At 47.7% G+C, this 12,844-nt stretch carries 9 protein-coding genes; 6 read left to right on the top strand and 3 right to left on the bottom strand.

What is annotated here, in order from left to right:
• Nucleotides 1-61 precede the first annotated feature (61 nt).
• From HV229_RS09145 to HV229_RS09155, 3 genes are read left to right on the top strand one after another with little or no spacing between them, the layout of a single operon-like run.
• Nucleotides 62-271, top strand: coding sequence for a DUF2732 family protein (locus HV229_RS09145; protein WP_181547330.1), 210 nt, complete (start codon nucleotides 62-64; stop codon nucleotides 269-271).
• A 30-nt stretch (nucleotides 272-301) separates the two neighbouring features.
• Nucleotides 302-577: a DUF5405 family protein gene (locus HV229_RS09150; RefSeq protein ID WP_049042475.1), complete on the top strand. Its 276-nt coding sequence runs from the start codon at nucleotides 302-304 to the stop codon at nucleotides 575-577.
• The gene (locus HV229_RS09155; RefSeq protein WP_249417799.1) at nucleotides 567-2,561 is read left to right on the top strand and encodes a replication endonuclease; all 1,995 of its coding nucleotides are present in this window, start codon (nucleotides 567-569) and stop codon (nucleotides 2,559-2,561) included. The genes HV229_RS09150 and HV229_RS09155 overlap by 11 nt, the downstream gene beginning before the upstream one ends.
• Before the next feature lie 188 nt (nucleotides 2,562-2,749).
• On the opposite strand, the gene HV229_RS09160 is transcribed toward HV229_RS09155, so the two are convergent.
• The 3 genes from HV229_RS09160 to HV229_RS09170 all read right to left on the bottom strand — a co-directional run bounded on the left by HV229_RS09160 (nucleotide 2,750) and on the right by HV229_RS09170 (nucleotide 9,914).
• On the bottom strand, nucleotides 2,750-6,724 hold the full coding sequence (locus HV229_RS09160; protein ID WP_181547332.1) for a hypothetical protein: 3,975 nt from the start codon (nucleotides 6,722-6,724) through the stop codon (nucleotides 2,750-2,752).
• Nucleotides 6,725-7,126: 402 nt separating this feature from the next.
• Nucleotides 7,127-8,143, bottom strand: coding sequence for a phage portal protein (locus tag HV229_RS09165; protein WP_181547334.1), 1,017 nt, complete (start codon nucleotides 8,141-8,143; stop codon nucleotides 7,127-7,129).
• A 1-nt stretch (nucleotide 8,144) separates the two neighbouring features.
• A complete protein-coding gene (locus tag HV229_RS09170) occupies nucleotides 8,145-9,914 on the bottom strand; it encodes a terminase ATPase subunit family protein (RefSeq protein ID WP_181547337.1) in 1,770 nt (589 codons plus the stop codon).
• Nucleotides 9,915-10,081: 167 nt separating this feature from the next.
• Here HV229_RS09170 and HV229_RS09175 point away from each other — a divergent pair, with 167 nt between their 5' ends.
• The 3 genes from HV229_RS09175 (at nucleotide 10,082) to HV229_RS09185 (ending at nucleotide 12,824) form a co-directional block, all read left to right on the top strand.
• Nucleotides 10,082-10,936: a GPO family capsid scaffolding protein gene (locus HV229_RS09175; protein WP_181547339.1), complete on the top strand. Its 855-nt coding sequence runs from the start codon at nucleotides 10,082-10,084 to the stop codon at nucleotides 10,934-10,936.
• 61 nt (nucleotides 10,937-10,997) lie between these two features.
• A complete protein-coding gene (locus tag HV229_RS09180) occupies nucleotides 10,998-12,065 on the top strand; it encodes a phage major capsid protein, P2 family (protein ID WP_181547341.1) in 1,068 nt (355 codons plus the stop codon).
• A gap of 3 nt (nucleotides 12,066-12,068) precedes the next feature.
• Nucleotides 12,069-12,824: a terminase endonuclease subunit gene (locus HV229_RS09185; protein ID WP_181547343.1), complete on the top strand. Its 756-nt coding sequence runs from the start codon at nucleotides 12,069-12,071 to the stop codon at nucleotides 12,822-12,824.
• Nucleotides 12,825-12,844: the final 20 nt, after the last annotated feature.

Here is a 12,844-nt window from a genome sequence, read left to right on the forward strand (position 1 = left end):
CTGGATTCGATTTATTACACGCCTTACCGCGTGGGGACTCCTTTTGTCTGGAGATAGGCAAATGCAAAAACAAAAAACAGCGCAGCGGGGCGCGTTTTCGGCACTTCTGGAGCAGGCAGTAAGTGAAGCACAGCGCGACACAGCGACCAGTTTCTCTTCTCAATTTGACGGGCTTATCGCGCACATCAGTAAGTCAGAACTTAACCGCACCGAGATTATCGAGTTGTTAGGTCAAGAATCAGAAAAATTGCACAACTCAATTTTCGGTTGAGAGGGTTATTCACTTTAGAAGGAAGTAATAATGAGTATCCGTATCGATATAAATAACCAGTACGTTATTACCAGCGACCGCTATCAATTTATTTTGCAGGAAAAGAAAATCGCTACCTCCGGGAAAAACGAAGGTAAGGAATGGCTGGATGTTGTGGGTTACTACCCAACTATCCCTAAGCTCGTTTCAGGCCTTGCTTTGCATGACCTTTTAACGGGAGATGCTATCTCTTTCTCGGCGCTTGAAACTCAGATTGAGCGCGTAGCGAAGCAATGTCTTGACGCCTTCAATTCGAATGGCCGCTGAACCTCGGGGGCGTACTGCCCCTTCGCCACCACCTCCTTTCTCGAAGCACACCGATGATACATTCGTCGGTGCTTATCCCTGGAATGCTCCACGTTCTGCAATTGGCCGTGACAGACCCCTTACACGTGGCGAATTCCGTCAGGTGCAAGGTGTTTTAGGTAAAGTTAATCGTCTGCCTTATGTCTTAAAAACGCTGTTTAACTCGCGTTATGATTTCATTCGTCGTAATAAAAGCCCCCTTCATGGTTTCTATTTCCTCAAGAACACTGTCGAGAAAAGGGTGGGGCCGCGTCTTGAGCGGGTCAATCAGCTAAACGGAATGAACGAGACGGCATCGCTACTTTTCCTGAGTGAGCGCGAAAGCTATTCGCGTTTAGCAGGTATGAGTGACAAGGCTCTCAAAAAATTTGCAGCCCGTATCGCTTCGCAGCTCTATGTTGCTTATGAGGAACTTAGCGACGCTTGGGCTGACACTCACGGCGGTAAAGAGACTCTATTTACTGATGAGGCTCAGGCGCATTTGTACGGCCACGTTGCTGGTGCAGCTCGCGCATTCAACATTACCCCGATGTTCTGGAAAAAATACTGCAAAGGGCAAATCACGATCCGCCAGGCATTTTCCGCTATATCTCGTTTGATTAATGATGAGTGGTGGATTAACCAGTTTAAGGCTCAGCGTATGCGCTGGCATGAAGCATTGCTGATTGCTGCCGGTGAGGTGAATAAAGACCGCTCCCCATACGCCAGCAGAACGGCGATCCGCGACGTGCATTCTCGCCGCTTGGCTAATCTCGAATACCTCAAATCGTGCGAGCTGGAAAACAAAGTTACCGGTGAGCGTATCGATCTCATCAGCAAAGTCATGGGAAGTATTTCAAACCCTGAAATCCGTCGTATGGAACTGATGAACACAATCGCAGGTATTGAACGCTATGCGGCTGGGCAGGGTGACGTCGGTATGTTTATCACTATCACCACGCCATCGAAGTATCACCCTACACGTCAGGTCGGAAAGGGCGATAAAAAGACGGTGCAACTTAATCACGGATGGAATGACACCGCTTTTACGCCGAAGGATGGTCAGCGGTATTTATGCCGTATCTGGAGCCTAATGCGTACAGCCTTTAAAGATAATGATTTGCAGGTCTATGGTATGCGCGTTGTAGAGCCGCATCATGACGGAACACCGCACTGGCACATGATGCTTTTTTGCAAACCAGAGCAACGTAAGCATATTACTGAAATCATGCGACGCTATGCCTTAAGGGAAGATGGCGACGAAAAGGGTGCAGCAGCACAGCGTTTTGAAGCTAAGCACCTCAATCAAGGTGGTGCAGCCGGTTACATCGCAAAATACATTGCGAAGAATATCGACGGGTATGCACTTGATGGGCAAGTCGATCACGATACCGGTAAACCTCTCACTGATACTGCAGCAGCAGTAACCGCATGGGCGTCAACGTGGCGTATCCCGCAATTTAAATCTATTGGATTGCCAACGATGGGTGCATATCGTGAGCTGCGCAAATTACCTCATGGCGTAAGCATTGCTGATGAATTTGATGAGCGTGTCGAGGCTACAAGAGCCGCAGCTGACGAGGGTGAGTTTGACCTTTATATCGCTGCGCAGGGTGGGGCGAACGTACCACGTGATAGTCAGACCGTCCGTGTGGCTCGTAACGTGACTGACGAGGTTAACGCCTACGAAGAGGATATAGAGAGAGTCGTGGGCATCTACGCTCCGCACTTGGGCTCTGAGCTGGTACATGTTACCCGTACAGCCGAATGGCGCATCGTTCCAAAGCTGTTGGCCGTTGAGCCTTTGACTTTAAAAAGCGGCATTGCCGCGCCTCGGAGTCCTGTCAATAACTGTGGGAGGGAAAGGGGAAAACATAAAGCACCAGTTCATATGTTTAAACAGAAAACTACTTCTGAGGGTTTTGTGGACAATGAGGTGCGGTATGAATCCAAGATTGTGATTTAGCCTTTAAATATGTGGAAATTTAAATTTAGAATTGTTTGGGATATATTCAGAGAAGTGTTTTAACAAAAATGGATATTGAAAATATAGAGATGAAAAAAATATAGATGGTTGTAATTTTTTTGTCGCTGATATCATTTTAAATGAGGGAGCCACTTTATATATTGGCTCCCATGCAAATGTTAACGTATTTAGTAGGTATAGTTTAACCAGTGCTCAAAATCATTGCTTTTGAGTACTGGTGCTGAAGAACGCTCACGCCAACGTAGATATATATTTTGGATCATAAGTCTTTCCTCTATATCATCTTTAATGAGTAAAGAAAGTCGGCCAATAAACTCCATGAGTTTTATATCATAACTGGTTACACTTAAGAGTAGTTGATAAGCAGCCGAACTTAACATTTTCTTACTATCTTCGTTAAAAATCTCGAAGAAAATGATGTCTAAACCTTCATCAAAGAAGGCTTGTGTAATACTCACGCCATAGATGTTTTTTTGGGATATTATAAGGGATAGACATGCTGATCTAAAAATATCATCCTCAAGGGTGCTCTTAGCAAAAGATATTAAAGAGTCATTATCAAGGCCGTATTTATTGATGAATTCTTCATTGAAGTCATCTCTTATTACTCTGGAGCGTGAAACTCTGGAGTACATATTATAAATATTGGATTGCAACAATGTGTGTGCTAAAACTATAACAAATTTCTTTTCCGTAACAATATCTATATTGAAGAAGATATTTTTCCCTGAAACTCGAAAGTGATCATCGCCATATTTTATGTCGCAAGAAAGCAATTTTTGTCGAATGATTTTTTCATGCTCTGGGAATGTTCTAAATACGGCGGCCCATCCCGAAAAATATTTACTGAAAAGATCTGTGTTTGAGATGGCAATATTTAATATTGGTTTGTAAAATTCAATATCATAGGATGATTGCAATTTTAACAATTCTTGATTTTCCCAATAACTCTCCGTTAGTACTCGAAGTGCTAAGTCAGGGAAATCGTTGCAAAGTTCTATCCATGATTCATTACTGTATGGAATCATGTTTACAGTGGTCATTTCAATTTCGGGATTTATTATTTTTACTCCGGAGGTAATATTGGCAAGATATGATTCCATCTCTTCATCATTTAAGTTTTGTAAGTCTCTCATATGATCATCGAAAGTTGAACTATCGAACTGTATGGGGATTAAGGCTCTTAAATAGGACGGAATTGCATCTGTGAAATATTTATTCTCCACAATTGAATTAATTAAGTTTCTGAAGTTAATTGCATTGCTGAAGCGACAGAATTTAACTGCAAAAATGAAAAGATTTATAGGTGATGAGTACGGTGTGTCGCTTATTTCAAAATTTGGTATTAATTCATTATCCTTTGTATTCCAGTTATGAGTATATGGTACTACAGATAAAAAAGAATATTCCTTAGCCGCTTTTTTATCATGGGATGTAGATTCTTTATTGGCAAAGAAAATTGCGTTCATGATGTTGCGTTGCTCGTCTGTTATATCTAAGTCCTCTAAAGGGACCATAGTTGAAGTGTCGATATTTATGAAGTAAAAATATATCTCCAGTAATAGAGGGAAGCTTTTAGTGTTTTCAGAAAACAAGGTTTTTATTAAAAAATTTATAAACCATGGTTGACATTTTTTTTGTGGTCTTCTGTAGCTTCCAGTTTGTAATATTAACGTTGCTTTTAGATAAAATTCTGGGGCTTGTTGAAATCTAATTTTAACTTCATTAATTCGGGGGTGTGTGCTATCGAGCATTATTGAAAGTAAATATCCTGTGGATATATGTTCGCTAAAATCTAATTCGATGAAGGCATCCACCATGTTATTTATTAACCAATTTAATGATTGTGCTTTATTTAATGCAGTTAACTGTCGTAATGTGCTGTGTTCAATACTATTCCATAATGGTGTTAAAGTCTTATTGAAATGTTGTCTAATGCCTTTGTCTTGTTCAAAAATACCTTCTTCAAGTAGGCGTAAGGTAAGTAACGATCCTATTCCCATTCTTTTGTTAAATGCCCTGATGTAATGATTTTCACTATCATCATCAAGCTGTAGTATCAAACTGACTGCTATGGCAAGAACGCTAAGCCTCTTATGGTGAACTAATGCGCTTAACAAGAAATGTACAACTTCACGCCAGTGAGAATCACCACAAATAATGTTAAATCTTCTTCTGAATTCAATGTCATCGACAGCAGAATAAATAAATTCTGCGGCAAAGAATTCCTGCAGTTGCCGTATGTCAAATCTTACAGAATTACTACTTTCTGGAGTATTAACAAAGACTAGTCGCTCGATTGTGGCTTCCATAAGAGTTTGCACAACATCTTCAATATTTCCATCAAGAAGAAGAGATGAAGTTTGTTCGGCTAATATCTGAAATTCTGATTTGTCAAGTGCTGCAACTGCTCCATCACTATTTTCCGCTCTGACATGAAGGCTAATTCCAAGGCGGTCATGTATTGCTTTTAAAAGTTGATCTTTTTCTCTTAACAACTCAGATATTTTAGTATCAGGTGAGTTTTTTAAACTTTCCCTTTTTTTCATCACGGAATAAAAGTTGTTAAATAACTCCCAGCGTTTCTCAGGTGGGCGACCACCTTCACGAACAACAACAGCCATTATATGAGATTGTAAGGGGGTAATCATTAGTTCCCTCACTTGTTCTGTATTCATGGCAGAATTTAAAATCTCGATAAGTGGTTCAGCATCTTCGTCGCTTCTATTATACTTCACGACAGCAGAGGCACAATTTAATGCAATGTCTCTTGGGAGTGGGAGCAAAGTTTCAACGGATGAGTCGAGATCTTCAAATTGTCCAGAATATCCTTGTGGTCTAGTCGTACATAGTACTAATACATCAGCATTTAATTTAGGTATTAATTCATTGGTAAATTCTATTACTTCATTGGCAATATTATCTTTTAAATCGTTAGGAACTTCATCTAAACCATCAAAGTTAACAAACCACATTGATTCCTTAAGAGCTTCGCAAAAAACATTAGCAGTTATATCATGTGATGTTTTAATTTTTGTTTTAATTTTCTCACATATATATGCAACAACTCCTCTCGGTTCATGCTCCGATTTTTTAATATACCACGCAGCAAAATCTTTTAGCTCAACAAGTAATGGGATGCGCGGAACGGTGGGCCAGTAACCTTGATTTATTGCTGCATTTTTTAATTCAATAGCTATTTCTTTATTCAGTGGGGTAACTACAGGGCCATTTGTCGATAAAATAAAGAAAGCTTTTTGTATCTGTGCGAAATATTGACCAGCTGTAGATTTGCCTTGGCCCGGGCCTCCTTTTAGTAGATGCACTCTTGCTCTCAAAGGGTTATTTGACCAAATACGCCAACCCTCTCCAAAATGATGCCAAGTGGATAATTTTTGTACATTGCTGGCAGAGGATACTAAACAGTTCATTATAAAATGAGGTTCGCTTTCGTCTGAAGTTATCATCGGAAGATCTTTGAATAACTCATAGATTTTGGGTCGCTGATCGCTTCCAGAGCCTGCCTGTTCCAGCTTTGTGTAACTAAGTTCTTTAAATTGATTGATTATAAGGTGTTCTATCAAATCTTTGATTTGATTGTTAGGTGATTGTAGTTTTTTGTATAACTCACTAATAATATGGCCTGGAGTTAAAAAATGGCCATATTCAATTGCGACCGATGGATTCTCAGTCAAGTAATCTAATATTTTTCTACCACCCCAAATATCAACTTTCATATCAGGGAAATGCTTATGAGCTATTTCAATAATTTGATCATAACACCCAGTTCTAGGTGCTCCTGAAGGTTCTATATTCGTCGCTATTATCCAGTTGTCTGGGATGGACCGCTTTGAACTCAATTTAAACTGCTCAATTTCTTTTTTTACTTGCCCAATTAACCATTTTTGGCTATCAGCGGTTAAATGTGGCTTGTGAAATTTTGATTGTATGTACCAAATACCTTCCCAATTATCCACTGATGTTGGATATGGGGCTCTGCCACAAAGAAAGCCATCTTTACCACCATCGGCGCCGGATGCGAAACCCGTTACCCCATTCCCTAAAACCTTCAAAGCTAAAAAATTGACTAGATGTTCAAAAGAGTTTGAGTCAAGCTGTGTTAAATCATACGGTTGCGACATTTTGTCCTTCTCTCCCGAGTATCATTTAATGACTTTATTCACCTCGCATGAGGTGTGGTTGTCCCGTTATATTAATAAGTCTTTAAATGCATTAATAGGCGTTAATATGCATTAGCAATCTTAAAACTTTGATTGTCATGGGCTTGCCCACTCTGGCTGGTGCCATGCAGGGTTGGCGGTTAATGCAACTGCATTAAAACCGACCTATTAAGCGGGCAGGCGAGGCGGGGATAGCACTGCGCGCCAGAGGCGGTGACAGCATTTAATTTAATGCATCTGTGAGCGTCGTGACGGCCCTGATGCTTTGCAGGTCTGCGATGATGTGTCGGTGGGATTGTGTGGAGTGTGGTGTGTTTGAGGTTGTCAGGGATGAGCCGCCCGGAGGCGGCATTTTTTGCGGGGTTATTCTGATTCGAGGCTGTAATCTTTAAAGCGGATCACCTCCATCCCGAGCCAGTCGTTAATCTCTTTAAAGCGTTCCTGCAGCGGGGTTAGTTCGTTACGCACAAACACCCGCGCCACCTTCTCAACATCCCCCATTGAGCCAATATTTTCCGGCTTGCCGCCCATGAGCTGGAACGGTACGCGGTGTGCATCGAGCAGGTCAGCGGCGCTCACCTTTTTGATATTGAAAAAGTCATCTTTCGTAGCGACTTCACTCAGCGGCACAATCTTGATGCCATCCGGTTTCCCGTTGGGTGCGTAGAAAAATAGATTTTTAAAATTCCCGAGTCCCTTTGAATCACGCATTGCAGAACGCAGTGACTCGACATCTGTGCTGCTTTGTGCTGCGTCGGTGACGTACATGATGTAACCCGCATGCGCGCCATTCTGGTAATACTTGCGACGAAACAGGGTGGCGGATTCATTCAGCCAGGCCGAATTGAGTGCGCTCAGGTATTCCGGCATGCCGTAAAGCTCCTGATTGATATCAGGCTCCAGCAGGTGAAACACCGAGCCGGGTGCGAACTGGTGCGGGTTGTTAAAGCTTGATATGTACCAGTAAACGCCATCCTCGACACCCCGACGGGTATATTTTGCCGGTGATGTTTCCAGTTTTAAAAGCTGGCCGGTAACGCTCATGCGCTTCTCAAGATAGCCGTTGGCAAAGACCAGATAATCCAGCACGAGGCGGCTGAAATCCTGACGCGACAGCAGCAGGTGCGGGATGTAGGTGCTCGTCAGAATATTTCGTTTCACGTAAATCGGCGAGCTGTGATGCACGGCGGCGCGCAGGCTTTTTGCCAGCCCCGAGAAGTTGACCGGCGGCTCGTACCATTTCCCGTTATTGATGCACTCGACATAATCGAGGATATCGCGGCGATCCAGAACGGCGGAGGGCTCGCCAAAGGTGAACGCCTCCATTTTTTGCGGTGTGCTGGCGGTTGTTGTGGTGGGTTTCTTCTGATGTTTTTTCATGTCAGTTAATATCCAGAATTGACGTTGAATGCATGCCGCTACCAGCGGAAAGTGGCTCGTTTAACAGGGCGTGCATGGTGGCCCATGCGATATCCGCGTGGCTGGCCTCTTCGCTGCGGCTGGCCTCATAGGTGGAGCTGCGCCCGCTGCTGGTCATGGTTTTACGGATAGCCATAAATGACTGTGTGATGTCAGTTGCCCCGGCGTCGTATTCCAGACACCCGCGTCTGATGGTGTCTTTCGCTTTCAGCACCATCGCGGTTTTCATTTCCGGCGTGTAACGAATGGCGCGCGCTGCAGGGAAGAACGAGCGCACGAGCTGGTAAACACCCTGGCCGATGCCGGTCGCATCGATGCCGATATACTCGACGCAGTATTTATCGGTCAGCTCGCGGATGGCCTCGGCCTGTGTCGCAAAATCCATCCCTTTCCACTGGTGACGCTCAAGGATGCGGAACTTGCCACCGGCAACCAGTGGCGGAGCCAGTACCGCACAGCCTGCGCTGTCGCCGGTGTGTGATGGGTCATAGCCAATCCACACCGGACGCCAGTTAAACGGACGGTCGGAAAACGGCTCGAAGTCCTCCCACTCTTCCATCGCATCGACCATGCAGCGCTGCAGCTCCTCGAACGGGAATACCGATGCCTTGTCGTCGACAAACTCACACATGAAGAGGTTGCGGAAATCGTCGGCGCTGTTTTCCTGTTTCAGCTGATCCAGATTAAACAGCGTGCATCCCCCGGCGAGCGCGTCCTCGATGGTGACAATCTGTCGCCACTGGCCGTCCGGGCACAGCACGCCCCCGGCCAGCGCCTTAGGACTAATATCGATGTCGACACGCTCGGCGGCGCTGCTGCGTCCCCGGTTGAACAGCTCACCTGACCAGAACGGATACGCGCCATGTGCCAGCGTCGAGGGCGTTGAAAAGTAGGTGGTGCGCAGGTGTGACTGTGACGCCATCCCCGAGGCGACTTTGCGCAGTTTCTGAAAGTTGGGGATCCAGAAGATTTCATCGACATACAGGTCGCCGTTATGACTCTGCGCCGTGTTGGAATTGGTCCCGAGAAAAATCAGCTCTGCGCCGTTGTTGCCGATGACAATCGGGTCGCCTGACAGGTCGACGTCGACCATGCGGGCAAAGGCGATGATGTACTTTCGGAACACGTAAGCCTGCGTCTTACTGGCTGACAAAAATATCTGGTTTTGCCCGGTTTTCAGGGCGCGCAGCAATGACTCGCGGGCAAAGTAAAATGTGGCACCAATCTGGCGCGATTTGAGGATGTGGCGAATACGGTGCGCGATACCGGCCTTGTGCCAGTTGAGCTGATACTCAAAGGACTGATCGAAGAAAATCTCTTCGAGCTTTTCGATGGCCTCCTCGCTGAAAAAGTTACGTTTTGGCTTGCGGCGATCGCCCTTGTTGCGGCTGGAAATGTTGGGATTTAAATCCGCCTCGTTTCCCGTCTGGCCGTAGCGGCTGACACGCGCGAGCCGTTCCATCTGGCGTGACAGAAAGTCAGCGACTTTGAAGTCGTGCGGCGTGAGGTCAGGCTTTGCATAAAGCTGAATCAGGCGCGCCTCGAGTGTGGATTCCACGCGGTTAAGCGGGGCGGTTTCTTCCCAGCCGTCACGCTGTTTCCAGCTCTGCACGGTCGGGCGTTTGACCTGCAGCGTGTCGGCGATTTGTGGCACGGAAAACCCCTGCCAGAACAACAGGCGCGCCTGTCGTCGCGGGTCGTGCAAAAGAGAGAGGTCAGTAGAAATGGTCATGGTTGCCTCGTGTCAGTGATTACGGGGCAAGGCTAAGGAAATAGCGGGGCATTATCGCTAACCCCCTGTTGTGTCAGGGGGGACACGTCCGCAAGCGGTGGCTGATGCGTGGCGGAGTCGGGAAACTAAACCCGAACCGAAAAAACCAACATCAGGACACCTGAACAATGGCAAAGAAAGTTTCTAAATGGTTTCGCATCGGCGTCGAGGGTGACACCTGCGATGGCCGCGTGATTAACGGCGAAGATATTCAGGACATGGCGGACACCTTCGACCCGCGCGTCTATGGCTGTCGCATCAACCTCGAACACCTGCGTGGCATTCTGCCTGACAGCGTGCTCAAACGTTATGGTGACGTGACCGAAGTCAAAGCGGAAGTCATCAGCGATGACTCGGCACTGAACGGCAAAAAAGCGCTGTTTGGCAAAATCGCGCCGCTCGACGAGCTGGTCAGCATGGTGAAAGCCGGGCAGAAGGTTTACACCTCGATGGAGATTCGCCCGAACTTCGCCAACAGCGGCAAGTGCTATCTCGTCGGTCTGGCCGTCACCGACGACCCGGCAAGCCTTGGCACCGAATACCTCGAATTCTGCAGCCGCGCCACGCAAAACCCGCTCGCCGGTAAAAAAGCCCATCCTGACGATCTGTTTTCCGTTGCCACGCTTGCAGAGCTGGAATTTGAAGACGTCCCCGACACTGTGCTCAACAGCCTGACCGACAAGGTCAAATCGATTTTCAGCCGCAAACAGGTCAGTGATGACGCCCGTCTGGCTGATGTTCATGAAGCGGTAACCGCCGTCTCTGAGCAGGTACAGACCAACCTGACCGCCACCGAAACGCGCGTCACTGAGCTGGAAACCGCCTTTGCACAGCTAAAGCAGGACGTGACCAGCCAGACCACGCAGAGCGCGCAGGCGCTTAACGCCCTGAAAAGCTCCCTCGATAACACCGAAAGCTATCGCCAGCCACGCCGCGAGAAATCGAAAGGCGGGACGGGTGACGAGCTGCTGACCAACTGCTGACAGACCTGCCGGGTGTGTGTCGCCCGGCCTGATGCCCCTTTTTAGAAAAACAGGAATAACAATGCGTAAAGATACCCGCTTTAAATTTAATGCTTACCTGTCCCGCGTGGCGGAGCTGAACGGCGTCGATACCGACGATGTGGCGAAAAAATTCACCGTTGAGCCGTCCGTGACGCAGACCCTGATGACCACCCTGCAGGCGTCATCCGCGTTTCTGACCAAAATCAATATCGTGCCGGTCGACGAGCTGAAAGGCGAAAAGGTCGGGGTTGGCGTCAACGGCACTATTGCGAGCACCACGGACACCGCCGCCGATGACGAGCGTAAGACCGCTGATTTCACTGCGCTCGAATCCAACAAATACGAATGCGCACAAATCAACTTTGACTTCCATATTCGTTACAAACAGCTCGACCTGTGGGCGCGTTTCCAGGACTTTCAGACTCGTATCCGTGACGCGATTATCAAGCGTCAGTCGCTCGATTTCATCATGGCAGGTTTCAACGGTATCACCCGTGCGGAGACCTCCAACCGCAAAACGAACCCGATGCTGCAGGATGTCGCGGTGGGCTGGCTGCAGAAATACCGCAATGAAGCTGCCGCGCGCGTGATGTCCAACGTCACCGATGATGACGGCAAGGTCATTTCTGATGTGATCCGCGTGGGTAAAGACGGTGACTATGAAAACCTTGATGCGCTGGTGATGGATTCGACCACCAACCTGATTGATGAGATTTATCAGGATGACCCGGAACTTGTCGTTATCACTGGCCGTAAGCTGATGGCAGATAAATATTTCCCGCTGGTTAACAAGGCGCAGGAAAACAGCGAAACGCTGGCCGCTGACATCATCATCAGCCAGAAGCGTATCGGCAACCTGCCTGCTGTGCGCGTGCCGTACTTCCCGGCGAATGCCCTGATGGTGACACGTCTCGATAACCTGTCGATTTACTTCATGGATGATGCGCACCGCCGCGCCATCATCGAGGAGCCGAAAAAGGACCGTGTCGAAAACTACGAGTCAATGAATATTGACTATGTGGTCGAGGCTTATGCCGCTGGTTGCCTGATTGAAAACATCAACCTCGGTGACTTCACTGCACCTGCCGCACCGGAAAGCGGGGAATAAGCCATGACGAGTCCCGCAGCGCGTCACATGATGCGGGTCTCGGCCTCTGAGACTGCGCGGCGGGCTGCTGCTCCGCTGCGCAATGCAACTGCCTATGAGCAGATGCTCGTCAAGCTGGCCGCAGACTGTCGCACGTTAAAACAAATCCGCTCCAATGAACGCAAGGCAGACAAAAAGCGTGAGCTGCTGCCGTTCTATCTGCCGTGGGTGTCGGGTGTCCTCAGCGCCGGAAAAGGGGCGCAGGATGACATTGTCATGACCGTCATGCTGTGGCGCCTCGATGCGGATGACATCGCCGGTGCGCTGGAGATTGCCCGCTATGCAATGACCTATGGTCTGACCATGCCGACCGGCGGCCACCGCCGCACCACGCCGTATTTACTGGCCGAAGAAGTCGCTCTGTCAGCGCAGCGCCTGCTCGATGCGAAACAGCCTGTCGGGCTGCAACTCCTGTTCGACACTATCGCACTGACCGAACGGGCAGACATGCCGGATGTCGTGCGCGCGAAGCTGCACAAAATTACCGGCTACGTGCTGCGTGAGGCTGGCCGTCTGACCGACGCGCTGGCGCACCTGCAGCGTGCGATCCAGCTGGAGCGGGCTATCGGTGTGAAAAAAGATATTGAACAGCTCGAGCGCGCGCTGAAACCCAAAGCAGAACCCGCACCAAAACAGAATAAACCGCGCACGCGCAAACCTGCCGCCAAACCGGCGGCACGGCGCGGGCGTCCCCCGAAAGCGGCAAAAGCCGCAGGTTAACAGAGCGCTCCCCGAGCCGG

It is taken from the genome of Citrobacter sp. RHBSTW-00524 (assembly GCF_013747755.1).
In the GTDB taxonomy this organism is placed as follows: domain Bacteria; phylum Pseudomonadota; class Gammaproteobacteria; order Enterobacterales; family Enterobacteriaceae; genus Citrobacter; species Citrobacter braakii.

Bases quoted from the DNA above. Each gene is read 5' to 3' on its own strand.
- HV229_RS09145 (WP_181547330.1), top strand. From the start codon at position 62: ATGCAAAAACAAAAAACAGCGCAGCGGGGCGCGTTTTCGGCACTTCTG.
- HV229_RS09155 (WP_249417799.1), top strand. From the start codon at position 567: ATGGCCGCTGAACCTCGGGGGCGTACTGCCCCTTCGCCACCACCTCCT.
- HV229_RS09165 (WP_181547334.1), bottom strand. From the start codon at position 8,143: ATGAAAAAACATCAGAAGAAACCCACCACAACAACCGCCAGCACACCG.
- HV229_RS09150 (WP_049042475.1), top strand. From the start codon at position 302: ATGAGTATCCGTATCGATATAAATAACCAGTACGTTATTACCAGCGAC.
- HV229_RS09170 (WP_181547337.1), bottom strand. From the start codon at position 9,914: ATGACCATTTCTACTGACCTCTCTCTTTTGCACGACCCGCGACGACAG.
- HV229_RS09185 (WP_181547343.1), top strand. From the start codon at position 12,069: ATGACGAGTCCCGCAGCGCGTCACATGATGCGGGTCTCGGCCTCTGAG.
- HV229_RS09160 (WP_181547332.1), bottom strand. From the start codon at position 6,724: ATGTCGCAACCGTATGATTTAACACAGCTTGACTCAAACTCTTTTGAA.
- HV229_RS09175 (WP_181547339.1), top strand. From the start codon at position 10,082: ATGGCAAAGAAAGTTTCTAAATGGTTTCGCATCGGCGTCGAGGGTGAC.
- HV229_RS09180 (WP_181547341.1), top strand. From the start codon at position 10,998: ATGCGTAAAGATACCCGCTTTAAATTTAATGCTTACCTGTCCCGCGTG.